Source organism: Acidimicrobiales bacterium (assembly GCA_035547835.1).
In the GTDB taxonomy this organism is placed as follows: domain Bacteria; phylum Actinomycetota; class Acidimicrobiia; order Acidimicrobiales; family Iamiaceae; genus DASZTW01.
Genome location: DASZTW010000020.1, coordinates 124,102 through 148,744 on the forward strand (window position 1 = coordinate 124,102; position 24,643 = coordinate 148,744).

The following is a 24,643-nucleotide window of genomic DNA, read 5'->3' on the forward strand; positions in this document are numbered from 1 at the left end:
CGCGCATGCCCGCCCGGCTCAGGCTCGTGGCCGCTCGAACTTGTAGCCGACTCCCCGAATGGTGACGATGCGCTGGGGGTTCGACGGATCTTCTTCGACCTTGGCCCGCAGCCGCTTGATGTGCACGTCGAGGGTCTTCGTGTCCCCGACGTAGTCGAGACCCCAGACCCGGTCGATCAACGTCTCACGGGTGAGCACCCGCCCGGCGTTCTCGAGCAACAGCGTGAGCAGCTCGAACTCCTTGAGCGGCAAGGCGACCTCGGCACCCCGGATCACGACCTCGTGGCGGCCGGGGTCGAGTGAGACGTCGCCGACCTGCAGGACCTCACCGTCGCGGGGCTCCTCACGACTGTCGCCCGGCGACCTGCGCAGCACCGCACGCATGCGAGCCACGACCTCGCGCAGCCGGTAGGGCTTGGTGACGTAGTCGTCGGCACCGACTTCGAGCCCGACCACCGTGTCGATCTCCGACGACTTGGCGGTGACCATGATGATCGGCACTTTCGAGCGACGTCGCAGCTCGCGGCACACGTCGATGCCGGACACGACGGGGAGCATCACGTCGAGCAGCACGAGATCGGGCGCGACCGCGTCGAACACATCGAGGGCTTCCGCGCCGTCGCGGGCGACCTGCACGCGGAAGCCCTCGCGCTTGAGGCCGACCAGCAGTGCGTCGACGTACGAGTCCTCGTCTTCGACGAGCAGGACAGTGGTCTGTGGTTGGTCGCTCATGACGACTCCTGTCGGGGGGACGGCAGACCGTCGAGGTCGCCGAGCGCAGCCGCATCGGTGTGGTCGACCGGCGCCGCATCGGCGCGGGGAAGCCGCAACGTGAACCGCGACCCCTTCCCCTCGACCGACGTGACGTCGACTTCACCACGGTGGTTGTGGATCACGTGGCGCACGATCGCCAAACCGAGGCCCGTGCCACCGGTGTCGCGGCTGCGGGCTTCGTCGACTCGGTAGAAGCGCTCAAAGACCCGGTCCAGGTGGGGTTGCGGGATGCCGACGCCGTGGTCGACGACGGACAACTCGACGAACCGGTCGCCGAGCGAACCTTCGAGCTGCACGGCGGACCCCGGGTCGGAGTACTTGATGGCGTTGTCGAGCAAGTTGGACAACGCCGACACGAGCTGGCGGCGGTCGCCAAGGACCTCGAAGCGGGGCGGCCGGCAGCTCACCTCGATGGCGACTTCACGCAGATCGGCCGCTGGCCGCACCCGATCGGCGGCGTCGGCGAGCAGTTGCACGACCGGGATCCGCTCCTTCGACGACGGCTCCCCGCCCTCGATGCGACTCAGCTCCAGCAGGTCGTCGATCGTGCGGCCGATGCGCAGCGCCTCGTGGTGCACCCGGCCCGCCAACCGCTGCACCACCGCAGTCGAGGTTGCGTCGAGACCCGCGGCCGTGCCGCTCGCGGTCGTCTCGTCGAGCAGCGTCTCGGCGAGCAACCCGAGCGCGCCGACCGGCGTCTTGAGCTCGTGGCTGATGTTCGCCACGAAGTCGCGCCGGAGGTTCTCCACCCGGCTCCGCTCGGAGATGTCGTCGATGACGATCGCGACGCCCTCGACCGAGGCTTGCGGACCGGCGAGCGGCGCCAGCCCACCGGTCGGCGGTGCGACAGGCCCATCGGCTGGGCTGTCGACGTTGGGCCGCAGTGGCAGCGCAGTGAGGAGGTACGTCCGGCGCGGTGGGCCCTCGACGTCGACCGTTCGGCTGCTCTGGTCACCGGCGAACCCCGGTCGCAGCAGACCCCACATCGTCTGGTCGAGCTCTGGGCCGCCTTGGCGCACGTCGAGGAACGCGACCGCCGCCCGGTTCTGCACCATCTGGCTACCGTCGCGGGCGAAGAGCACGACGCCTTGCGGGATGGCGTCGAGCGCGCGGATGAGCACGGCTTCGGCACGCCGCGCCGCGCCGAACGCCGAGGCGTCGATCGCGGATTCGAGCCGGTCGAGCTGGCCGCCCAGACCGGACCCGACAGCCGGTCGGGCGTCGATTCGATCGGCGAGATCCTCGAGCCGCCGTTGCACGGCGTGGGCAGCGCGGGCTCGCGCCCGAGCAGAGAGGACGGCAGAGACGACGACGAGCGCGGCCGCGGCCACCACGACGATGACGACCTCGCCGGTCGCTCCCAGCGCGACCAGCGGCGTGGCGGTCAGCCCGAGCGCGTCGAGAGCCACTTGTCGGTGTGGTCGGCCACGTCGGATGGCGCGACAGCGGTGATGCCTTGGATCACCGTGACGGCGGCATACCCGGCCCGGACCATGCCGGTGTCGGACGCGGGGTCGACCACCTCGCCGGTGGCGCGGAGCTCCATCTGCAGACGCCCGTCGCCCGACTCGACGACCGCGGACCGCACGGTACCCACCTTGGCCAGCGTCGCTTCCCCGACACCGAGGACTTCGGCCAGCGGCACGTCGGGAACGTTGAGGTTGACCACGGTGCCGGCGCCCGCCGCGAGCAGCCACTCGAGCGCGCCGACCGCCAGCTCGCCGGCAGTGGCCCAAGTCGGCTGTTCGTCGCTCGCACTGTTGACGTCGATGCTGACCGCCAGGCCCGACAGGCCGAAGTTGGCGGCGGTGAGCGCCGCGCCGACCGTCCCAGAATGCAGGACGGCACGCCCGGTGTTGCAGCCGGGGTTGATGCCCGACACGACCAGCTCGGGTGGCGCACCGAACCCGCCGAGGCGGGCGGCCAGCACGCACAACGCAGGCGGGCCCGCCACGCCCCAGGCCGGGACGCCTTCGAGGCCCGCCAGCTCACGTTCCTCGACGTCGATGTGCTCGTCGATGTGCAGACGGCCGATCGAGGCTCCGCTGCCGCTGCGGTCGTCGAGCGGCGCCGCAACGATCAGCTCGTGGCCGGCACCGTGGAGTGACCGTGCGAGGGCGTGGAGGCCCGGCGCGTCGATGCCGTCGTCGTTCGTCACCAAGATGCGCAACGGTCAGCCCTGTTCGTCGGTGGGTGGTTCACGGTGCCATTGTGCGCCATGTTCACCCCGATCGGCCCCATCAGATCCGCGCAGGCGGTTGCGGGCGTCCCGGCGAGCGGCCCCAGTGTGTTCGGGGAGCCATCCGGTGGCGAGGTACACGATCCGGTTGCCGACGTTCACGGCATGGTCGCCGAGCCGCTCGTAATACCGACCGACGAGTGCCAGCTGCACCCCCGCCTCGACGCCCAGGCAGCCATCCCGGTGCGCCTCGAAGATCGCTTCGAGCCACTCGCGGTGCAACCGGTCGAGCACATCGTCGAGATCGGGAAGGGCCGCCGCCATGCTGGCGTCGCGCGTGGCGTAGGCGGTGGACGCCACCTGCAACAAGCCGACCGCCTCGGTACCCATGCGGTCGAGCAGCCGAGCGAGGCGATCGCTGAGGGGCGTGTGCAGGAGCCGGCGGGCCGCCTTGGCGAGGTTCACCGCCAAGTCGCCGCAGCGCTCGAAGTCGGCCACGATCCACAACGCGGCCACCGTCGACCGCAAGTCGCGTGCCACCGGCGCCTGGAGCGTGAGGAGACGGGTGCAGCGGTCCTCGAGCGACAGAGCGAGCGCGTCGACCTCGTCGTCGCGCTCGATCACTGCGCGGGCCTCGTCGAGGTCGAGCCGTCGCAGGACCGCGGTGGCGGTGGCGGTGGACTCGATGACCATCGCCGCCAGCTGTTGGACCTCACGGACGACGAGCGACAGCTCCGACTCGAGGTCGGGCAGGCCGTCGGTCACGGGTGCCGGCCCACGGGTGGGCGACCGCTCACCCGAACCGCCCGGTGACGTACTGCTCGGTCCGCTCGTCATCAGGGTTGGCGAAGATCTTCTCGGTGCGGTCGTACTCGACGAGCGCACCGGTTCGCAGGTCGCTGGTGGGGTTCACCGACGTGGTGAAGAACGCCGTGCGGTCGGAGCAGCGCGCGGCTTGTTGCATGTTGTGGGTGACGATCACGATCGTGAACTGCTCTCGCAGCTCGCGCATGAGGTCCTCGATGCGGGCGGTGGCGATCGGGTCGAGCGCCGAGCAGGGCTCGTCCATGAGCAGGACCTCGGGCTCCACCGCGATCGCCCGAGCGATGCAGAGCCGCTGCTGCTGACCGCCCGACAAGCCGAGGGCCGACTTCTTCAGCCGGTCCTTGACCTCCTCCCACAACGCGGCCCGGGTCAGCGCTTCCTCGACGCGATCGTCGAGGCCGTCGCGCATCCCGGCGATCCGGAGGCCATACGCCACGTTGTCGTACACCGAACGGGGAAACGGCACGGGCTTTTGGAAGACCATGCCGATCCGCCGGCGCACCTCGACCGGTGACACGTCGGTGCCGTAGAGGTCGACACCGTGGTAACCGACCTTGCCGTCGACTCGGCAGCCTTCGATGAGGTCGTTCATGCGGTTGAAGCAACGCAGGAACGTCGACTTGCCACAACCCGACGGGCCGATCAACGCGGTGATCTCGTTGCGAGCGATCCGCATGTTCACCCCGCCGAGCGCGAGGTGGCTGCCGTAGTGCACGTCGAGCCCCTCGACCTCGAAGACCGCGTCGGTGCCGTGGATCCCGTCGGGGCTGTCGTAGCCCGCGACGCGGCCCTCGGTGGCCCCTGCCGGAGCGACCGGCCGCAACGGCGTGCCGGTGGTGGTCTCGCTGGCGACATCGGGCGTGGTGAGGGCGTGGTTCGGCATGTCAGGAGCTCCGTAGGTCATCGGCTCGTCGAGAACCGATTGGCGATGAGGCGGGCAACGAAGGTGAGCAGGAACACGAGCAGGACGAGCGTGATGGCGGCCGCCCACGCGAACTGCTGTTGGCGAGGGTCGCCCTGCTTCGCGTTGTTGAAGATCTGCGCAGCGAGGGTGGTGTTGCCGCCGGAAAGCGACCAGTTGGCCGGCTGGTTCCCGCCGATGACACCGATGGTGAACAGCACAGGGGCGGTCTCACCGGCAGCTCGGGCGACGGCGAGCATGGCGCCGGACGTGATCCCGCCGAGCGCCGCCGGCAGCACGACCCGCAGCGTGGTCTCCCAGCGACGGGCACCGATGGCGGTGCTGGCCGAACGCAACTCGTCGGGCACCAGGCGCAGCATCTCTTCCGACGCGCGGATGACGATCGGCAACATGAGGCACGCCAGCGCGAGGGCTGCCGCGAACGCCGACGGACCGGAAGTGCCATAGCGCACGACCCAGACCGTGTACACGAACAGTCCCATCACGATCGACGGCACACCCGTCATCACGTCGGCGAAGAACCGCACGATGCGGGCCATGAGGTTCTGCTTGCCGAACTCGTTGAGGTAGATGGCGCCGAGCACACCGAGCGGGATCGCCAGCAGCGATGCCATCGCGGTCGACACGAGCGTGCCGGCGATGGCCGGTCCGACGCCGAGCTGGGTGGTCGAGCCGATGTGGTACTTGGCGCGCAACGCAGCGGGAAGCTTGGCGATAGCCGACGCGTCGGCGTTGCTGAACACCGGAAGGCGCCGGGTGAAGAATCCGGCGTCGAGCGACGAAGCGCCCTTGCGCAACAAGGCGATGATCACCAGGAGCAGCGCGCCGGCCGCGATGGCCGTCGCGAGGTACAGCAGCCAGGTCGCGGCGCCGTTGGCCAACCGGCGCCGGCGAGCCACGGTCGGGATGCGGACGTCGCGGCGTGCTTCTGACGTGAGCACTCCGGTGGTCTCGACGACGGCGGTCACGCCGCCCCCTGGATCCGGCGCTCGGCTCGGGTCACGACCACCCGAGCTGCCATGTTGACGACGACCGTGATGGCGAACAGCACGACGCCGAGGCCGATCAGCGCCCGCTGGCCCATCCCGGCGTTCTCGCTGAAGAACGTGTTGGCGATGGTGCCCGCCATCGTGTCGCCCGGCTTGAACAGGTCACCGGTGATCTGGGGATTGCCACCGATCACCAACGCGACGGCGATGGTCTCGCCGAGCGCTCGTCCAAGGCCGAGCATGGTCGCGCCGGTGACCCCTGAGTAGCTGTACGGCAAGATCGACGCCCGGAACATCTCCCAGCGCGTGGCGCCCAGCGCGAGCGCACCCTGCTTGTCGATGTCGGGCACCGTGGTGAACACCTCCCGGGACACGGAGGTGATGATCGGCAAGATCATGAACGCCAAGACGATGCCGGCGGTCATGAAGCTGGTGCCGTTCGCCGAGCTGCCGGCCAGCGCTACGTAGACGCGCTGCAGCGGCTGGCGCAGGAACAGCAACCCGACCACACCGAACACGACCGACGGCACGGCGGCCAGCAAGTCGACGAGCGCCACCGCGGTCCGCCGCAGCCGGCGGGGCGCGACCTCGGCGATGAACAGCGCGAGGGCCACCGAGATCGGCACGGCGATGATCACGGCGATGGCCGAGCTGACGAGCGTGCCGAACACGAACGCGAGACCGCCGAAGTGACCGGCGTCGGGCTTCCAGTCGTTGGTGGTGAGGAAGCTCCACCCCTGCTCGCTGAGCGCGGGCCACGCATACCGGGACGTCGACCAGACGATGAACGCCAAGATGGCGAGGACCGCCGCGCCCGACAAGAGGGTGAGCCCGGAGAACAGCCGATCGATCACCTCACCGGCCCCCCGAGCGCGGAGAGGACCGCGGGCGTGGCTCCCGCGGTCGCTCTCCAAGTGCGCTGATGCGTCGCTCATGTGGCGGGTGCTACTGGACCTTCTCGACCTGGGCGAGGGCCTTGCGGGCGAGATCGGTGGGCAGCGACGAGTAGTTGTAGGAGCTCGCGAGCTGCTGGGCGTCGGTCTCGAGGAACGTGAGCCAGGCCTTGAGGGCGAGAGCCTTGGCGGGGTCGGCCTGCTTGGCGTACACCAGGACCCACGTCGGCGACGTGAGCGGGTACACCCCGGTGCCGGCCACGTCGATCGGGTTGTACGTCAGGTCGGCGCCGACCTCCGAGGCCTGCACCGCCTTGGTGGCACCCTCGAGCGACGGGGCCACGAACTCGCCGTTCTTGTTCTTGATGTCGGCGAAGGTGAGGCCCTGCTTCTGGGCGTCGGAGAAGTCGACGTAGCCAACGGCGCCGGTCTTGCCCTTCACGCAGGCGGCCACGCCGCCGTTGCCCTGCGACTTCTGGATGGACCCGAAGGTCCACACCGTGGGCTGGTCCGTGGGGTCGGCCGTGAAGTCGGTCGGAGCTGCGGACTTCAAGAACTTGGTGAAGTTCGAGGTCGTGCCCGACGCTTCCGCGCGGGCGCAGACCGTGACCGGGTCCGAAGGCAGCGTGGTACCGCTGTTCAGCGCGGCGATCGCCGGGTCGTTCCAGGTGGTGATCTTGCCCGCGTACATCTCGGCGATCGTCGGGCCGTCGAGCTTCAGGCCCTTGACCGGCAAGTTGTACGAGACCGTGATCGGCGCGGCGACGGTCGGGAAGTAGAGGAACTCGCCCTTGTACTTGGGCTTGTCCTCGTCCTTGACGAGCGAGTCGGTGCCGGCGAAGTCGACCGTCCCGTTCTGCAGGTCGGTCTTGCCCTGGCCCGAGCCACCGCCGCCATAAGTGATCGTCAGGCCGGGCACGACCTGCTTGAGGGCCTCGATCGCGCCGTTGTCGAACGGCTGCTGGAACGTGGAGCCGGAGCCCTTGAGGGTGCCCGAGGCATCCTTGAACGTCGCAGCGTCGAACGAGCCGGCGCCGGCCGCGGCCGTCGTCGACGACGAGGAGCCGGTATCGGTCGACGACTTGTCCTTCTTGGTGCTGCTACAAGCGCCGGCGACCAGCGCCACCGTCAACAGCGCGGCGATCACCATCAGCGACCGTCGGGTTCTTCCGTGCACGTGCCCTCCCGGGGCGAGTCGTGGATTACTCATCACGGGGCACGCTAAGGAGCGAAAGTGACGTGAAAGGGGGGCGACGGTGAACGGGGGGTGAACAGGGCCGGAACGTTTTGCGGTTCACGAGCGGGGGCCTCGAACAGCCCGCCTGGCTCATCGCCGTCAGACCAGCCCGAGCCCCTCGAAGCTGCGCAGGACCTCGATGTCGTGGGGGTAGCTCAGCCGCTTGCGCGCCGCTTTCAGACCCACCCACTCGATCTCGTCGACCTCATTGTCCGGCTGCAGGTCGCCGGCAACTTCGGCTTCCCAGTAGCGCACGAACTTCGGTCGACCCTTGCTGTCGATGTAGGACGCGTGGGCGAGCTCGTGGCCGAGCACGACACGCGCGCCCGTCTCTTCCTCGATCTCTCGCACCGCGGCCTGCTCGTCGGTCTCCCCTTCGTCGCGCTTGCCCTTCGGAAACGACCAGTCGTCGTATTCGGGGCGGTGGATCAACGCGACCTCGACCCCACTCTCATGGCGCCGCCACAGCAGTCCGCCTGCGGCGCGCACACGACCCTCGGGGTCGTATCGACCGACTCCGTGGTCGACATCGTCGGCCGCTCCCGCAACCGCGAGCGTGCTGACGGCGGGGGGCGTCGGCCGAGCGAGCTCGAGCGCCCGTTGACGCAAGGCGTGGTGCGTCTCGACCCGCTCCGCGGCTTTCCTCGGCGACCGCTCCCACGCGCCGTCGGCGGTGAGCAGCCAGGCGAGCGTGTCGTCGGCCAGGTCAACTTCGAGGTCGGACCACAAGCGGGCCTTCAACGGTAGGGACTCCACCGGCGCGAGCGTCTCGATGCGCCGGTCGAGGTTCCGGGGCATGAGGTCGGCTGAGCCGATGTAGAAGCGCGGGACACCCACGTCGGTGCCGTTGCCGAAGTAGTACACCCGGCTGTGCTCGAGGAAGCGGCCGACGATGGATCGCACCCGGATCTGGTCGGACAACCCCGGCACGCCGGGCCGCAGGCAGCAGATGCCCCGGATGATCAAGTCGACCCGCACACCGGCCGCCGACGCCCGGTACAGCGCGTCGATGAGGGCGGGGTCGACCAGGCTGTTCATCTTCAAGATGATCCGGCCGGTACGGCCGAAGCCGGCTTCCTCCTCGATGTGCTCGACGAGGCGGGTGCGCATCGTGTGCGGCGCCACCAACAGCTTCCGGTAGTGGACGTTGCGGCTGTAGCCCGTGAGGAAGTTGAACAGCTGCGTGACGTCGGCGCCCAGCTCCTCGTCGGCCGTGAGCAGCCCGTAGTCCTCATAGATCGCGGCAGTCGAGGAGTTGTAGTTGCCGGTGCCGATGTGGCAGTAGCGGCGCAGCCCGTCGGCTTCGTCGCGCACGACCAACGCGATCTTCGCGTGCGTCTTCAACCCGACGATGCCGTAAGTGACGTGGACCCCGGCCTCCTCCAGCGCGCGGGCCCACTCGATGTTGGCGGCCTCGTCGAAGCGGGCTTTGAGCTCGACGAGCACAGCGACCTGCTTGCCACGCTCGGCGGCGCGGATCAAGGCCTGGACGATCGGGCTGTCGCCCGAAGTGCGATACAGCGTCGTCTTGATCGTCAAGACGTCGGGATCGGTGGCGGCTTCCTGGAAGAACTCCTCGACCGAGGTGACGAAGCTCTCGTACGGGTGGTGGACCAACACGTCGCCCTGGCGCAACACCGCGAACAGATCGAGGGGTGCGTCGTCCTTGCCGACGAGCCGGGGTTGGGTGACCGGCGGCCACGGCTCGTCCTTCAGGTCGGGTCGATCGAGGTCGAGCAACCCCCACAACCCGCCGAGGTCCAGCGGACCGATCAGGTCGAACACGTCGTCGGGGCCCAAGTCGAGCTCGCGCACGAGCAGCTCACGGACCTCGGGCTCGGCGTTGCGTTCGATCTCCAGCCGCACGGCGCGACCGAACCGGCGCCTTCGCAGCTCGAGCTCGACCGCCACCAAGAGGTCGTCAGCTTCGTCCTCCTCGAGCATCAGGTCGGCGTTGCGCGTGACGCGGAACGCGTGGTGGTGCTCGATGACCATGCCCTCGAAGAGCCAGTCGAGGTGGGCGGCGATGACCTGCTCGATCGGCACGAACCGTTCGCCGTCGGGCAGCACCACGAACCGCGGCAGCACCGGCGGCACCTTCAGGCGAGCGAAGCGGCGCTCACCGGTGGACGGATCCCGCACCCCGACCGCCAAGTTCAGGGACAAGTTGGAGATGTACGGGAACGGGTGGCCAGGGTCGACGGCAAGCGGGGTGAGCACCGGGAAGATGCGGGTCTCGAAGACCTCGTCGAGGTGCTTGCGGTCATCGAGGTCGAGGTCGTCCCAGCTCGACAGCACCACGCCCTGCGCCGCGAGCGCGGGGACGAGGTCGTCGAGGAACACCCGCTCCAAGCGCCGCGCGGCATCGTCGGTGCGCTCGCGCACCTCGTGGAGCTGTTCGGCGGGCGTGCTGCCGTCGGGCGTGGTGCGGCTGATGCCAGCCGCCACCTGATCTTTCAGACCGGCGACGCGCACCTGGAAGAACTCGTCGAGGTTCTGGCTGAAGATCGCCGCGAACTTGGCACGTTCCAGCACCGGCACCCGCGGGTCAGCGGCCAACGCCAGCACCCGCTCGTTGAAGTCGACCCAGGACAGCTCCCGGTTCAAGAAGCGCCCGGCACCGTCCGACGCGTGCTCGTCCTCAGTCCCGAATGGACCGTGCGGGCGCTGGTCGCGGGTCAAGGCCATGACGGCTCCAGTCCACCCCACCGAGATGGCCATTGGGTGAACGGCAGGTGACAGTTCGTGGCTTCAGGTGTACAGGCTGGCCGCGCCGACGACACCCGCGTCGTCACGCAGGGCCGACGCGACCACCCGGACCGACAGTCCACCGAACTTGCGAGCGCGGATCGCCTGCTCGACGCGGCCGACGAACGTGTCGCCGAGCTGGCCCGCAAGGCCGCCGCCGAGCACGACCAATCCCACGTCGAGCAGGAGCGTCGCCGACGAGACGGCCACCCCGAGGGCAGTCACGGCCTGATCCAGCAGATCCTCGGCCATCGGATCGCCCGCCTGGAGCGCCTTTCGGAACACCGACGACTTCATGCGCTCGGAGCCCGCCAGCTCCACCAGCTTGGTGGGCTCGCCGGCATCGTGTCGCCGGCGAGCCTCGGCCTCCAGCGCCGCCCGGCCGGCATACGCTTCGAGGTGCCCCACGCCGCCGCAGGCGCACCGCCGCCCGTTCGGATCGACGGTGACGTGGCCCAGCTCACCAGCGGTGCCTTCGTTGCCGCGCCGCACTTTCCCGCCGAGCACGATGCCTCCGCCCACGCCCGTGCCGCACCATACCGCGAGGAGGTCGGGAGCATCACGGCCCGCACCGTGGAGGAACTCGCCGAGGGCCGCGACGTTGACGTCGTTGTCGATGCGCACCTCGGTGCCTGCCAACGCGTCGGACACGAGCGACGCGATCGGAACCGGATGGTCGAACCCTTCGAGGTTCGGTGCGCCGACCAGCACGCCGGAACCGTGGTCGATCTGGCCCGGTGCCCCGATGCCCACCCGGTCGGCGCCCCCGAGCTCTTTCACTGCTGCGGCCATGGCCGCGACGACCGCGTCGGGGCCCGCAGTAGGCGTGGGGACCTTGACCGTCTTGCCGACCTTGCCGTCGCGAACCACCGCGGCCAGCAGCTTGGTGCCGCCCAAGTCGACGCCGATGGTGGTGGGAGGCATTGCGCTGGCGGCTCGGCGGCCCGCTACTCCTCGCCGGTGTCCCAGTCGAGCAGCAGGTGTTCACGCTCGGCGTCGCGGACGACCCGCTCCCGGTTGCGGCGGAACTGAGGGTCATGCGGCGGCAGCAGCGTGAGGCGGGCGAGCACCCGCGCGCGGAAGTCGTCGATCACGGAACGCTCACCGAAGTCCGACTGAACCTCCCAGTGCGGGGCCACGGGGCCGAGGTACACGATCCGCACGTGCCCACGCGGTGGCTCGTTCTCGAGGTCAGTCTCGATCTGCGACATCACAACTCCTGCTTGCGGAAGCGACCGGTCAGCCTATCCCGCGAACAGGGCCTGGTCGCGACGGGTCGGCTCACGCAGCGGGCGGCGCCGACCGCACCGCGAAGTGCGACTCAGGACCTGCGCAGATAGGTCCCCGACTCGCGGATCACCGTTCGATTCGCCAGGTGGCGCCTGGCGAACAGGCGCCGTGTTGACGGGTCGGCTCGCCAATCGCGCGCCTCCTTACCGCAATTTGCGACGGAGCGTGGCGAAATGCGGACCAGGCAGGGCGGAGTCCACGCACGCGAGGGAGAGGTAAGTCATGGAGAGCACCTGGATGCACCGGGGCAACTGCCGGGATCATCCACCATCGACGTTCTTTCCGAGCGATGGGGTCGGGGTGGACCTCGCGCGCAAGATCTGCGTCGGATGCCCGGTCCAGGCGCAATGCCTCGACTACGCGATCGACCAGCACATCGACCACGGCGTGTGGGGCGGCTGCTCGGAGCGTGAGCGGCGCCGGATCGCCAAACGCCGCCGGCAGGAAGCAGCGGCGGTCCGCGTCGGCAACTGACCCCAGGTCAGAGCGAGAATGGCGCTGGCAGCGGCAGCGGCCAGCGCGGCGGGTCGACAGAGCGGCAGGTCAGCTGTTGGAGGTGTCCGACGGCTTGTCGGACTTGGTGTCCGAGCCGTCCTTGTTCTCCATCCCCGACTCGAACTCGCGCTTTGCTTCGCCGAGGTTCCGAGCCAACTTGGGGAGCTGCGAGCCGCCGAACACCACGAGCACGATCACCAAGACGATGATCAGCTCGGGGCCTTCCAGGAACGCGAACATGCTTTCAGCTTAGGCCCCCTGGCAACCCACCCGGCACCGGCCCGTCACGACGTGGCACGCTGCGGGCGTGCTCGAGTGCGTGGTCAACGTGAGCGAGGGTCGTGACCAGGGGATCCTCGATCAGCTCCGGGCCGCGTGCCGCGGCGATCTGCTCGACCTCCACACCGACCCGCACCACCACCGCAGCGTCTTCACCCTGGTCGGCACCGAAGCACCCCGGCGGCTGACCAGGGCGGCGGTCGCGCTGCTCGACCTTTCCGAGCACCGCGGCGTGCACCCAAGGATCGGCGTGGTCGATGTCGTGCCGTTCGTGCCACTCGGCACCGCGCCGATGTCCCGGGCGATCGCGGCCCGCGACGCGTTCAGCAGGTGGGCTGCACGGGAGTTGGGCCTGCCGTGCTTCCGGTACGGACCCGAACGCACCCTGCCGCAAGTCCGCCGGGGAGCGTTCACAACGCTCGAGCCCGATGATGGACCGCCCGTACCCCACCCGACTGCGGGCGCCACCGCCGTGGGGGCCCGGCCGCCGCTCGTCGCCTACAACATCTGGCTGAAGGACGCGGATCTGCCCACCGCGCAGGAGATCGCCTCACGGGTGCGCAGCCCGGGCATCCGCGCGCTCGGCCTCGACGTGGGCGGACGGATGCAGGTGTCGATGAACTTGGTCGACCCTCTGGAGTGCGGACCTGGTACGGCAGCCGCCGTGGTCACGGCCGCCGCGAGCGACATCGGCACCGATGTCGAGGGCGCGGAGTTGGTCGGCCTGTTGCCGCAGGCGGTGTTGGAGTTGACGCCTCCGGAGCGCTGGGCTGCGCTCGGCCTCGACCCGGACCGCACGATCGAAGCGCGCCTGCGCGAAGCCGAATCGGGTCGGCGCCGAGCGTGAGTGACGCGGGCTTCGGGATCAGGCGGTCTGGCTGGCTCGTTGGGCGAGCGCCCGGGCGCGGCGGATCCGCCGGCGCTCACGCTCGCTCATGCCGCCCCAGATGCCGAACTTCTCCCCGTGCGTCAGCGCGTACTCGAGACAGGACTCGCGCACCACGCACCCCCGGCAGACCTCTTTGGCCTCGCGCGTCGACGCTCCTCGCTCCGGGAAGAACAAGTCGGGGTCGACGCCCAGGCAGTTGGCGAAGTCCTGCCAGCCTGGCTCCTCAGTTGTTGGCGCTACTTGGATCGAGGTGTGAATCACGACCTCACCCCCAGGTGGATCATCGAGGCGGTGGACGTACGATGCAGCGGCACCACGCCGTACGACGATGTAATTACAACACTGTGATCTTCGCCGCTCCGGGCCAATCGCGCAAGGGGAACAGCCGTTGAGCACCCCCGGGGGGTGGGCGCCGGCCCCCGACGCCGACGCCTCGTACGCGCTGTTTCCGAAGGACCGCAAGGTCGTCGCCGACGACGGCACCCCCCTCGCGTACACGATCCTCACCCGCGACGAAGGGCCGCACCGAGCAAGGCGACGAGTGCAGGCGAGCGACGCGACCCCGGTCCTGTTCGCCAACGGCTGGTCGTGCAGCGACGCGTACTGGGCCTACCTCGCACCGCACCTCGCGGCCAGCGGGCACCCAGCGGTGATCGCCGACACCCGCGGCCACGGGGCATCGGGACTTCCCCGCGCACCTGGCCGGGCAGCGCGGGGTCTGACGTGGGAGGACTTGGCCATCTCCAGGCTCGCCGACGACCTCGTCGGCGTCCTGGCCGACGCGACCACCGGGCGGCGACCCGCCGTGGTGATCGGCCACTCGATGGGCGTGCAGATCGCCCTGGAGCTGTACCGCCGCCACCCCGAACAGGTGGCCGCGCTCGTGCTGGTGGCCGGCCCGTTCGAGAACCCGTTGCGCACGTTCTACGGCGGCAACCTCGCCGAGCGGCTCTTCCCGTTCGCCTACCTCGTGGCCCGCGCGGCGCCCGAGCTCCTGAGGCCGATGCAAGCGCTGGTCGGGATCGAACGCACCAGCACGGTGGGGGCGCGGCTGATCGGCGCGACCGGCGATCGGGTCGCACCCGCCGACCTGGGCCCCTACCTGCGCCATCTCGCCACCCGAGACCCTGGCTTCCTCACGCTGTTGGCCGATGCCATGCGCCGCCACTCGGCCGCCGACATGCTGGAGTCCGTGCGCGCCCCGACGCTCATCCTCGCCGCGGGCCGCGACCAGTTCTGCCCGCCGCGGATCCAATCCGAGCTGCACGAGCGGATCACGGGCAGCGAGATCGTGTGGTTCGACGAGGCCGGCCACACCCTGCCGATCGAGCATCCGGACGAGATCGCCGGCGCGGTCGACGCCTTCTTGGACACCCACGGGCTCTGACCGACCCGCGCGGCCCGCGGGACAGCCGGCATTCCACTGCCGGGACACGGCGGACCGATCTTCTCTTGACGGCCCCGTTCGGGGATCGACCGCGTCGTGGCGACCCGGCAGGTCAGCCGGCGCGACGGCCGCGGCGCGACAGCGAGCGGCGTTGTTCCACCCAGTCGACCAGCACGTACTCGCCGAGCGTCTCGGGGGTGGTGAAGAACGCGCGGCCGCGGTTCAGCTCGGTGAGCTGCTCGATGAAGTGCTGGAGGTAGCCGGTGGCGTCGAGCATGAACGTGTTGATGCGGATGTTGTCGCGGGTGCAGCGGACGACCTCGGTGAGCGTGGCCTCGACCGTCTCGGGGATCGGCGGGTAGTTGAACAGCACTTCGCCGCTCGGGGTGATGTGGGCGGTGGGCTCGCCGTCGGTGATCATGATGATCTGCTTGTGGCCGTGCTGGCGGGCGAGCAGTTGGCGCGACAGTGCGAAGCCGTGCTGCATGTTGGTGCCGTACACGAAGTCCCACGACACCTCTGGGAGGTGCTCGGGCTCGACGATGCGGGCGACCTCGCTGAAGCCCACCATCCCGAGGTAATCGCGAGGGAACTGGGTGGAGATGAGCGAGTGCAGCGCCATCGCCACCTTCTTGGCGGCGAGGAAGTTGTCGCGCATCGGCATCGACAGTGACAAGTCGACCATCAAGACGGTGGCCGACCGCACGACCTGTTCGGTCCGCTCGACCTCGAAGTCGTCGGGCCGGAGGTGGACAGGCAATGCTCGCTCCGACCGCTCGCCGGCCTGGCGCTGCACAGCGTTGCGGATCGTGCGGCCGATGTCGAGGTTGAACGGGTCGCCGTACTCGTACGCCTTGGTCTCGAACGTGCGCTCGTGGCCGATGCCGATCTTTTCGATCTCGTGCTTGCCGAGACGATCACGGGTGAGCTTGGCGAACAAGTCGCTCAAGGCGTTCTGGCCGATGCGGCGCAAGCCGGCGGGCGTCAGCTCCAAGCGGCCCTCGCGCTGCTCGATCAGCCCCGCGTCCTCGAGCATCTTGGCCAGCTCGCTCAAACGGTCGAGCGAGTGTGCCGCGTCGTCGCCGAGCAGGTCACGGGCACGGTCGATGTCGACTTCGGCGAGGGCGCCCGGGCTCGACGCGCCTTTCATCATCTGTTCGAGCTGGTCGAGGTCGCCGAGCGTGTTCATCATGGCGGCGGCTTCTGCGAAGCCGAGCGGGTCCTGGCCCTCGAAGTCGTAACTGCGGTCCCAGCCCATCTGCGGGAACAGGCCCCGGAGGTGCTCGCCGAGCTGGTCTGCCTGCCAGCGGAGGTCCATGTCCTCGAGCAACTGGTCGGACAACGCCTGGAGCTGGGCGCGCTGTTCCGGCGACATCGAGTTCATGAGAGCCTGCATGGCGGCCATCCGCTGGGCCATCACCTCGAGCAGCTCGTCGAGGTTGCGGGGGTTCTCGGGGAAGAAGTCGCCATAGCGATCCATGAAGCCCTCGAAGTCGGGCTCCTCCCCCGCGGCACGCTGGTCGAGCATGTGGTTCAGCTCGGCCATCATGTCCTTCATCCGGTTGAGGTCCTCAGGCGACATGTTCTGCATGGCGCCCGACATCTGGTTGAACTGCCGTTGGATCAGCTCTTGGCGGAGCTGCTCCATCAGCTCTTCGAACTGCTCGCGGGCCTCGCTCGATGTGAACTCGTACTTCTGCAGCTCGCGCACCATGCCGGCGAGGTCGGGCGGCAACAGGTCGAGCTCCATCTGGCGCCCGCTGACCGCTTCCTCGGTGACTTCCTGCCGGCGAGCGTCGCCAGACGCACGTGCTTCCTCGACCAGCTCGTCGAGCGCGCCGCGCTCGGTGTCGACCACGTCGCGGAGCCGCTGGGCGATGTCGTCGTACACCCCGCCGAGATCGTGCTGCTCGAGCAGCTCGCGGCGGCGGTCGCGCAAGCGCTCCATCAGCTCGCGCAGACCCTGGACCTGGCGGTCGTCGCGGTCGCGGAACCCCTGCTGCATCAAGCGCCGCAGGGCGGCGTTCAAGTCGCCGTGGTACAGGAGGTCGTCGTTGATCTCGGCGAAGAGGTCGTCAGCGTCGAAATCGAACCCGGTCTGGGTCCCGTCCCAACGCGAGTAACGGAAGCGGTGTCCGGCAGCCACGCGGCAAGCGTACCGGTGCCCGCCCGGCACCACCCGCGAGCGCGACCGGCGTGCGACATGATGCGCCGGTGACCTCTTACCGCTTCCCCGACGGCTTCCTGTGGGGCACCGGCGCGTCGTCGACCCAGACCGAAGGCGCCGCGCCTGCCTCGGACTGGGCCGCGTGGGAACGCGACGGCCACGCCCCGCCGAGCGGCGACGGCAACGGGTTCGGCACCCGCTACGCCGACGACTTCGCCCGCCTGGCGGACCTCGGTCTCACCCACCACCGCCTGTCGATCGAATGGGCCCGGATCGAACCACGGCCCGGCCAGCGCGACACCGCCGCGGTCGAGCACTACCGCCAAATCCTCGAGGCCGCCCGCGACGCCGGCATCCGTCCATGGGTCTGCCTGCACCACTTCACGCTGCCCGGCTGGTTCTCGATCGACGAAGGCGGCTTCGGCGATCGGCACGCACGCACGTACTTCTGGCCGCGGCACATCGCGTTCGTGGCGGAGACGTTCGGCGACCTGGTCGCCGGCTGGAAACCGATCAACGAACCGATCTTCTACGCCGCCGGGGGATTCCTGTCCGGGACCCTCCCGCCCGGCAAACGCAACCAGGCCGACTTCGCGGCGGCCTTGCGCGACATCCACCTCGCCAACCTCGAAGCGTGGCGCGGCCTGCGGGGCGGGGGCGTCCCTGTCGCCACCGTGCAGGGCCTGTGTCCCGTGTTCCCCGCCGACGACGGGCCCGAGACGGCCGTCGCCACCGAGCTGATCGACGATGCCATGTGGGGTTGTTGGACCGGCGCGCTCCGCGACGGGGTGCTCGCGGTGCCCGGCCAACCTCCGGTCGACGTCCCGGACTACCGCGACGCCTTCGACCTGATCGGTTTCTCCTACTACGCAGCCATCGCAGTCGACTCGGCCGGCAGGTGGCGGCGCTACCCACCCGAGGGCAACCCCGGGCCCATGGGCTACGTGCCGTGGCCACAAGGACTCGGGGTGGTGCTGGAACGCCTGGCCGAGCTCCTGCCCGACAAGCCACTGCTGGTGGCCGAATGCGGGCTGGGCACCGCCGACGACCGTCGCCGGGCCGCTTACCTGGCCGACTGCTTGCGCATCACGGCCGAACGGATCGACGGCGGCATCGACGTGCGTGGCTTCTTCTACTGGACCGGCATCGACAACTACGAGTGGGGCCACGGATTCGACGTGGCGTTCGGGTTGCTCGACCGTGACCGCGAGGCGAGGGGCTCCGCCGACTTGGCGGCGCGGGTGGCCGCCGCCAACGAGGTGCCCGACGAGTGAGGCGGGCTGGCGCCGAGTGCGGTGAGAAGAAGTACAGAGGGGCGGGACGCAGGTAGCGGGCGGAAACCTACGCCCGCCCCTCTGTGATCGATGGAACCGCTGATGGGCGGGGCGGTTCCATCGGGTCTGCCCCGGAGGGGTTGAGGCAGATCTGGTGGGCACGCATCACCGAGATTTCCCAGATGCATGCACGTTCTTCGAACCCGCCCGGCCGTGGTTGGGGTTCGCGTGGCCGTTGCGGGGGTGCGACCGTGAGACCTTCCCGTGACGAGTTCTCGAGCCCGGCTGGCCGGCGCCCGCGACCGCCGGCCGGTTGTGGCCGGGAGCCGACGCTGACTTGCCGCCACCCGCGCTCGCTCCACGACGGTGCGATCCATCAACCGGAGCCGCGGGCGCGGCGGCAGGCGTGGCAGCCGACCTCGCCGGCGTCGCCGTCGCGCCGGCCTCGGCCTCCGCGGCCGGATTGGACGTCGTTGCGGCGGTCGCTGGGGCGCGCACGGCACCGAGCTGCGAGGTCGCTTCCTCGTCGGCGCCGGCAAGGAGCCGGAGCGACCCGGGCGCCGGCAGTGCCGGGGCGATCGTGGCGACGGACTGCACCGTCGACGGCGCCAGCGAGGCCCGGGGCGCCGGCGGCATGGTGGCCGCAGCGACGGCACTGCCACCGACGGCGCAGAACGCCAACGCGCAGACCGCGGTCAGCCTGCTCGACACCCGGGACATGAGGCGGCGTGGGGGTCGGTGCGAGTCACCGGACGCGGCCAGCAGCACCGGTTCAGCCGCCGCCGGAGCGACGACCAGCGGGGCCAGCAGCGACGCGGCGCTGCTGGCGCCTTCGTTCTCTTCCGGTGTGGCGGGCGATCGGACCGCTGCGAGGACTTCGGCGACGGATGCCCAGTCGTCGGACGCGCCCGGCGAACCGCCGAGCAGGCGCTCGGCAGTGAACGCGTCGAGGTCGCGGCGCACCGGGTACGTCATCAACGAGAAGAACGTCGAAGTGTCCCGGCGCGTTACAGCCCATCGAGAAATTCTTCGAGGCGTCGATCGGTCGGAGGACGGCCGATCCGTGGCCGACTTCGTCAGGCCAGCGCTTCGACGAGGTCGTCGGGCTCGACCAGCGCCGCCAGCCGCGCCAGACCCCGGTGGCACAGCACGCGAACCGAACCCGGGGTCCGACCCAACAGCTCCGCGACGTCACCGACGGAGAGATCGGCGATCACCCGCAGCGCGATGGCGTCACGCTGCGGCTCCGGCAGCCCCCCCAGCAGCGACAGCGCCGCCTCGAGCCCGATCCCGGCGGCGACCCGCGTCGCCGCGTCGGGGGCCGGGAGCTCGGGGAGCCGGTCATACAGCACCACGGCTGGCCGGCGCGCCTCGCGGCGCTGCCAGTCGATCAGGCGGTGACGGGCCACGGTGAACAAGAAGCGCCGGAACGCATCCTCGTCGCCTTCGAAGCTGGCCAGCCGGCGGGCGACCTCGAGCCACGTCTCCGCGTCGAGATCCTCTGCGCAGCGTGGCGCGGCCACCTTGAAGTAGCGCAGGACCTGCGGCCGGTAGACGCGCCACAGCTCGGCGATCGCGCATTCGTCACCTGTTCGTGCTGCGGCCAACAGGCACGCAAAGCCCGTCGCCCGCAGCCGCTCCCCAGCGGCCATGGGTCAGATAGTACCGGCCCGGTCAAGGCCCGACGTCTGCTGACCGCCGCATCCCGCCAACCGGGGCGGCCTAACGACGGGAGCGGTACGTGGCGCGCGCGCCGACGGCGTCCTTGTTCAGTCGCTTCGAGAGGTGAAGACCTTCGAGGACGAACTCGACCGCGCTCGCCATCGTGCCGGGACGCTCGTCGCCGCCCACCAACTCGGTGACGGCGTCGCGCAGCGCAGGGCTCGAGTCGAGCAGCGAGAGGTACTCGACGGCCGGCAGGTCGTCGCCGGCGTGCACGACCTTGCCACCGTCGAACGCGCTCACCACGTCGGTGAGGCGCTCGGTGGAGCAGCGCTCGCGGAACACGGTGAGCACCGACTTGGCGACCAGGTTGCCGAGCACGTCGTCACCCCGGTCGTCGATCGTGTCGAGCTCGACCTTGCCGGCCATCGACCCGGCCAGCGCGTCGAGGTCACTGACGCGAGGCACGGCGTCGGTCTCGCCGAGTTGGAGCGAGCGGCGCACCGCGTTGGCGACGAGTGCCTCGTAGTTCGCCACCGACAAGCGCACCGAGACGCCCGAACGCTGGTTGATCTGCGAGCTCGCACGGGCGAGATGACTGATCGTGGCCACGACCTCGGTGATGTGGTCGGGCACCGAGACCGTCATCCCGGCGACGTCGATCGGGCGGGCCTCCTGGCGGATGATCGCCATCTCCGTCTCGACCTCGAGCGGGTAGTGGGTGCGGATCTGCGAGCCGAAGCGGTCCTTGAGCGGGGTGATGATCCGGCCGCGGTTCGTGTAGTCCTCGGGGTTCGCCGAGGCCAGCAGGAACACGTCGAGGGGAAGGCGGATCTTGTAGCCCCGAACCTGCACGTCGCGCTCCTCGAGCACGTTCAGCAGACCGACCTGGATGCGCTCGGCGAGGTCGGGGAGCTCGTTGATGGCGAAGATGCCGCGGTTGGTGCGCGGCACCAGCCCGTAGTGGAGCGTCAGCTCATCGGAGAGATAACGGCCCTCCGCCACCCGGATCGGGTCGACCTCACCGATGAGGTCGGCGATCGACGTGTCCGGGGTGGCCAGCTTCTCGCCGAAACGCTCGTCGCGGTGCACCCAGGAGATCGGGGCGTCGTCGCCGGCGTCTGCCACGAGATCGCGCGCGTGCTTCGACACGGGCGCGTACGGGTCGTCGTTGATCTCCGAGCCGGCGACGATGGGCATCCACTCGTCGAGCAGGTCGGTGAGCGACCGGATCATGCGGGTCTTCGCCTGACCGCGCTCACCGAGGAAGATGACGTCGTGCCCTGCGAGGAGGGCGTTCTCGAGCTGCGGCAGGACCGTGTCCTCGTAGCCAAGGACCTGTGCGACCAACGGCTCGCCGGCTCGGATGCGCTCGACCGCGTGCTCACGGATCTCGTCTTTCACCGAGCGCGAGACCCACCCGGACTCGCGCAGTTCCCCCAGAGTGCTGGCTCGATTCGACATGTTGGCCACGCTACCGGCCGACGCGCTGCGGCCGCGTCGGGCGGTGTGACACGCTGGCGACCTCATGGCCCTCTCGGACATCCCCGGCATGCCCCAAGTGCGGGCCGACCGCGTCGTCGTGGGCGCGGTGGCGCTCGTGGTGCTGCTCGTCGCGGCCGTCACCGTGATCGTGAAGCCCGACATCGTCCACCGCTCCCACCGCAGCCGCGGCGAGTTGGTGGCCGCCACCCCCACCACCGTGAAGCCGGGATCCACGTATCCGGGCCCGATCGGGCGGGGCACCGCGGTGGCGCCGGTGATCCAGGGACGGGCGGTGGCGCCGAACCAGGTGAGCTTCGGGGGCTCGGTGACCAGCGCGGACGTGCAAGGAGCGAACCTGACCGTCGCGACGCCGTTCACGGTGACCTCGGCCGAGCGCGGCTCGGGCAACGGCGCCACCATCACCGACGCGGTCGTCAACGGCCAACGGGTCTCGATCGCTTGGGACGCAGGCCAGCCGCTCCCCTTCTCGGGCACCGGGGCGATCGACCTGGTCGACGTGCCGGTCCACGTCGACCAGGGCGGCGCGACGCCGCAGCTCGGCAGTCGCACCTTCGTGCTCGACCCAGGGACGTACCACCTCGGGTCACCCGTCGCCGTCGCAACCAACAACCTGCCCACGCCGATGGACACGGTCACCTTCACCGCCGACGGCCAGACCCGCATCAGCTTCCAACGACAGGCGTCGCTGCACGTCGGCTTCCCGGTGCGGCTGATCGGGCCCGGATCCGCCACGCTGCAAGGCACGTTCCAAGCCACCAGCTCGACCGGGCCGCGTCCCGCCGCACAGATCCAGCTCGTGCAGGGGCCTTACGAGATCGGGTTCAGCTCCACCAGCCCGGGCGCCGTGATCGGCGAGCTCCAAGGTCAGGTCTCGGTGTGCACACAGCCCGGCACGGGTTGCACGGTCGTCACCAAGGCTGGGGGCTGATGGCGGACCGGTGGGTCGAGGCGGCGCACGCGCCGCCTGTGCGCCCGGCGTTGGAGCTCGACGGCACGTGGCAGGCGAGCATCGCCGACGATGAGCTGCACCGCACCTGGCTCGAGGGCGACGGCGACGGTCGTTGGACCCCGGTGACCGTTCCCGGCCACTGGCGAAGCGTGCCCGAGTTCGCCGCCAGCGACGGACCGATCCTGTATCGCAAGGACTTCGAGCTGGCGGAACCCGGTACGGACCGGTGGTGGCTCGAGGTCGACGGCATCTTCTACCAAGGTGACGTGTGGCTCGACGGTGCCTACGTGGGCGACACCGAGGGCTACTTCGTACCCGACGACTTCGAGGTCACCGACCTCGTCGCGCGGGGCGGTCCGCATCGCATCGGCATCGAGGTGACGTGCAGCCCGCCGGGCGACCTCACGGCCAAGCGGGCGCTGACCGGCGTGTTCCAACACGGTGAGCACCTCGCTCCCGGCTGGAACCCCGGCGGCATCTGGCGGCCGGTGCGCCTGCGCCCGAGCGGCCCCGTCGCGGTGCGTCGGCTGCGGGTGTTGTGCACCGAAGCCACACCGGAACGCGCCGTGCTCGCCATGACGGCCATGCTCGACGCCGACGCCGCGGGCGTCGCGCGGATCCGCACCACCGTCGGCGATCACGACCACGAGCTCGACCAGCCGCTCGCGGCCGGGGAGAACACGGTGCAGTGGGGGATGACGATCCCGTCGCCCGACCTCTGGTGGCCGCGTGCCCTCGGCGACCAGCCGCTCCACGAGCTCACCGTGACCGTGACGCCGCAGGCCGCGCCGGAGCCCAGCGATCGACGGTCGGTGATCATCGGGCTCCGCTCGGTCCGGCTTCGCAACTGGATCTGCCACGTCAACGGCGAGCGGCTGTTCCTGAAAGGAGCGAACCTCGCGCCGGCGGCCGCCCCCCTCGGGGAAGTGCCGGCCGGCAACATCGCGCACGACGTCATGCTGGCCCGCGACGCCGGCCTCGACTTGCTGCGCGTGCACGGTCACATCGGCCGACCCGAGCTGTACGCGGCAGCCGACGCAACCGGCATGTTGTTGTGGCAGGACCTCCCGCTGCAGTGGGGCTATCACCGGTCGGTCCGCAAGGAAGCCGCCCGCCAGGCCGCGAGGGCGGTCGACCTGCTCGGGCATCACCCGTCGCTCATCGTCTGGTGCGGCCACAACGAGCCGTTCGGCGTCGAAGGCCGCGGGCCCGCCGGCGAGCCGGGAGGGTTCGACCGCCGCAGCCTCGCTGCCCAGCAGCTCCCGAACTGGAACAAGACCGTGCTCGACCGCACGATCAAACGGGCGCTTCGATCCGCCGACGGCACCCGGCCCGTCATCGCCCACAGCGGTGTGCTCCCGCACCCTCCCGACTTCGACGGGACCGACAGCCACTTGTTCCCCGGTTGGTTCCAAGGTGAAGTCGACGACCTCGACCGGCTGGCTCGAGCCGTGCCCCGCCTGGTGCGGTTCGTCAGCGAGTTCGGCGCCCAGGCCGTGCCCGACGACGCGCCGTACGTCGACCCGTCTCTGTGGCCCGACGTCGACTGGGACGGTCTCGCCCGTGACCACGGCCTCCAGCCCCAGAGCTTCGCCCGCCACGTGCCGCCCGACTCGTTTCCCACGTGGGAGAGCTGGCGGGACGCCACCCAGCAATACCAGGCGATCGTCGTGAAGCGGATCGTGGAGACGCTTCGGCGCTTGAAGTACCGACCGACCGGCGGCTTCGCCCACTACTTCCTGGCCGACAGCCGACCGGCGATCTCCGCTTCGGTGCTCGACCACCGGCGCACACCCAAGCGGGCCTGGGACGCGCTGGTCGACGCGTGCCGCCCCGTGATCGTGGTCGCCGACCACCCCCCGTTCCCACTCGTGCCCGGCCAGACCCTCGCGATGGATGTCCACGTGGTGAGCGACCTGCGCGAGCCGGTCCGCGACGTGCGAGTGTCGACCCGCGCCACGTGGCGACCTGACGGCGACCCACTCGAATGGACCTGGGAAGGGGAGATCGGCGCCGACACCTGCGTCCGGGTGGGCCAGATCCGCCTGGTGGTTCCCGATCCCGACGGCGCCATCCGCGAGCTCGAAGTCGACCTCACGCTCGAGTCCGCCGACCACTCCGCCACCAACCGCTACCAAACCCCACTGCTGTGAGCGCTCAGCCACCTGGGCGGTGGCT

General features: G+C 69.9%; 23 protein-coding genes. 6 read left to right on the forward strand and 17 right to left on the reverse strand.

The features are described 5' to 3' along the window. Positions 1-18: 18 nt before the first annotated feature. The 11 genes from VHA73_16660 to VHA73_16710 all read right to left on the reverse strand — a co-directional run bounded on the left by VHA73_16660 (position 19) and on the right by VHA73_16710 (position 11,778). Complete coding sequence (locus VHA73_16660; protein ID HVX19656.1) at positions 19-732, reverse strand: response regulator transcription factor; 714 nt, start codon at positions 730-732, stop codon at positions 19-21. Then, a complete protein-coding gene (locus VHA73_16665) occupies positions 729-2,183 on the reverse strand; it encodes an ATP-binding protein (GenBank protein ID HVX19657.1) in 1,455 nt (484 codons plus the stop codon). Before VHA73_16665 ends, VHA73_16660 begins: the two co-directional genes overlap by 4 nt. Then, the gene (locus VHA73_16670; GenBank protein HVX19658.1) at positions 2,159-2,932 is read right to left on the reverse strand and encodes a 5'/3'-nucleotidase SurE; all 774 of its coding nucleotides are present in this window, start codon (positions 2,930-2,932) and stop codon (positions 2,159-2,161) included. The genes VHA73_16665 and VHA73_16670 overlap by 25 nt, the downstream gene beginning before the upstream one ends. A gap of 15 nt (positions 2,933-2,947) precedes the next feature. Further along, positions 2,948-3,718, reverse strand: a complete 771-nt coding sequence (gene phoU / locus VHA73_16675) for a phosphate signaling complex protein PhoU (protein ID HVX19659.1) — start codon at positions 3,716-3,718, stop codon at positions 2,948-2,950. A 28-nt stretch (positions 3,719-3,746) separates the two neighbouring features. After that, positions 3,747-4,661 (reverse strand): phosphate ABC transporter ATP-binding protein PstB, encoded by a 915-nt coding sequence (gene pstB, locus VHA73_16680; protein HVX19660.1) that lies wholly within the window; start codon positions 4,659-4,661, stop codon positions 3,747-3,749. Between the two features lie 17 nt (positions 4,662-4,678). Beyond that, positions 4,679-5,668, reverse strand: coding sequence for a phosphate ABC transporter permease PstA (gene pstA, locus VHA73_16685; GenBank protein HVX19661.1), 990 nt, complete (start codon positions 5,666-5,668; stop codon positions 4,679-4,681). Then, positions 5,665-6,624: a phosphate ABC transporter permease subunit PstC gene (gene pstC, locus VHA73_16690; protein ID HVX19662.1), complete on the reverse strand. Its 960-nt coding sequence runs from the start codon at positions 6,622-6,624 to the stop codon at positions 5,665-5,667. The genes pstA and pstC overlap by 4 nt, the downstream gene beginning before the upstream one ends. A 10-nt stretch (positions 6,625-6,634) precedes the next feature. Then, on the reverse strand, positions 6,635-7,792 hold the full coding sequence (gene pstS / locus VHA73_16695) for a phosphate ABC transporter substrate-binding protein PstS (GenBank protein ID HVX19663.1): 1,158 nt from the start codon (positions 7,790-7,792) through the stop codon (positions 6,635-6,637). Positions 7,793-7,918: 126 nt separating this feature from the next. Then, positions 7,919-10,507, reverse strand: a complete 2,589-nt coding sequence (locus VHA73_16700; GenBank protein HVX19664.1) for an RNA degradosome polyphosphate kinase — start codon at positions 10,505-10,507, stop codon at positions 7,919-7,921. A 63-nt stretch (positions 10,508-10,570) separates the two neighbouring features. Beyond that, positions 10,571-11,491 (reverse strand): ROK family protein, encoded by a 921-nt coding sequence (locus tag VHA73_16705; GenBank protein ID HVX19665.1) that lies wholly within the window; start codon positions 11,489-11,491, stop codon positions 10,571-10,573. A 23-nt stretch (positions 11,492-11,514) separates the two neighbouring features. Next, a complete protein-coding gene (locus VHA73_16710; GenBank protein ID HVX19666.1) occupies positions 11,515-11,778 on the reverse strand; it encodes a hypothetical protein in 264 nt (87 codons plus the stop codon). A gap of 316 nt (positions 11,779-12,094) precedes the next feature. Between VHA73_16710 and VHA73_16715 the strand changes: the two genes are divergently transcribed. Continuing rightward, positions 12,095-12,331, forward strand: a complete 237-nt coding sequence (locus VHA73_16715) for a WhiB family transcriptional regulator (protein ID HVX19667.1) — start codon at positions 12,095-12,097, stop codon at positions 12,329-12,331. 69 nt (positions 12,332-12,400) lie between these two features. On the opposite strand, the gene tatA is transcribed toward VHA73_16715, so the two are convergent. Next, positions 12,401-12,592 (reverse strand): twin-arginine translocase TatA/TatE family subunit, encoded by a 192-nt coding sequence (gene tatA / locus VHA73_16720; GenBank protein HVX19668.1) that lies wholly within the window; start codon positions 12,590-12,592, stop codon positions 12,401-12,403. Between the two features lie 67 nt (positions 12,593-12,659). Between tatA and VHA73_16725 the strand changes: the two genes are divergently transcribed. Continuing rightward, a complete protein-coding gene (locus VHA73_16725) occupies positions 12,660-13,478 on the forward strand; it encodes a hypothetical protein (GenBank protein ID HVX19669.1) in 819 nt (272 codons plus the stop codon). An 18-nt stretch (positions 13,479-13,496) separates the two neighbouring features. Here the strand turns inward: VHA73_16725 and VHA73_16730 are convergent, their stop codons facing one another. Further along, complete coding sequence (locus tag VHA73_16730) at positions 13,497-13,781, reverse strand: WhiB family transcriptional regulator (GenBank protein HVX19670.1); 285 nt, start codon at positions 13,779-13,781, stop codon at positions 13,497-13,499. Between the two features lie 127 nt (positions 13,782-13,908). On the opposite strand from VHA73_16730, the gene VHA73_16735 reads away from it, so the two are divergent. Then, positions 13,909-14,907 carry an alpha/beta hydrolase gene (locus VHA73_16735; GenBank protein HVX19671.1) on the forward strand — a complete coding sequence of 333 codons (999 nt, stop codon included), beginning with the start codon at positions 13,909-13,911 and terminating at the stop codon, positions 14,905-14,907. Positions 14,908-15,019: 112 nt separating this feature from the next. Here VHA73_16735 and VHA73_16740 read toward each other — a convergent pair whose 3' ends face one another. Further along, entirely contained in the window at positions 15,020-17,053 is a 2,034-nt protein-coding gene (locus tag VHA73_16740) for a hypothetical protein (protein ID HVX19672.1), read from the reverse strand. A 68-nt stretch (positions 17,054-17,121) separates the two neighbouring features. On the opposite strand from VHA73_16740, the gene VHA73_16745 reads away from it, so the two are divergent. Further along, complete coding sequence (locus tag VHA73_16745) at positions 17,122-18,348, forward strand: family 1 glycosylhydrolase (GenBank protein ID HVX19673.1); 1,227 nt, start codon at positions 17,122-17,124, stop codon at positions 18,346-18,348. A gap of 165 nt (positions 18,349-18,513) precedes the next feature. On the opposite strand, the gene VHA73_16750 is transcribed toward VHA73_16745, so the two are convergent. The 3 genes from VHA73_16750 to VHA73_16760 all read right to left on the reverse strand — a co-directional run bounded on the left by VHA73_16750 (position 18,514) and on the right by VHA73_16760 (position 21,474). Further along, the gene (locus VHA73_16750) at positions 18,514-19,323 is read right to left on the reverse strand and encodes a hypothetical protein (GenBank protein HVX19674.1); all 810 of its coding nucleotides are present in this window, start codon (positions 19,321-19,323) and stop codon (positions 18,514-18,516) included. 101 nt (positions 19,324-19,424) lie between these two features. Then, positions 19,425-20,000, reverse strand: a complete 576-nt coding sequence (locus VHA73_16755; protein HVX19675.1) for a sigma-70 family RNA polymerase sigma factor — start codon at positions 19,998-20,000, stop codon at positions 19,425-19,427. Positions 20,001-20,070: 70 nt separating this feature from the next. Then, positions 20,071-21,474, reverse strand: coding sequence for a magnesium chelatase (locus tag VHA73_16760; protein HVX19676.1), 1,404 nt, complete (start codon positions 21,472-21,474; stop codon positions 20,071-20,073). Positions 21,475-21,538: 64 nt separating this feature from the next. Here VHA73_16760 and VHA73_16765 point away from each other — a divergent pair, with 64 nt between their 5' ends. Together VHA73_16765 and VHA73_16770 are read left to right on the forward strand one after the other, a co-directional pair. Further along, positions 21,539-22,444 (forward strand): hypothetical protein, encoded by a 906-nt coding sequence (locus VHA73_16765; GenBank protein ID HVX19677.1) that lies wholly within the window; start codon positions 21,539-21,541, stop codon positions 22,442-22,444. Further along, positions 22,444-24,618 (forward strand): hypothetical protein, encoded by a 2,175-nt coding sequence (locus VHA73_16770; protein HVX19678.1) that lies wholly within the window; start codon positions 22,444-22,446, stop codon positions 24,616-24,618. The genes VHA73_16765 and VHA73_16770 overlap by 1 nt, the downstream gene beginning before the upstream one ends. Positions 24,619-24,643: the final 25 nt, after the last annotated feature.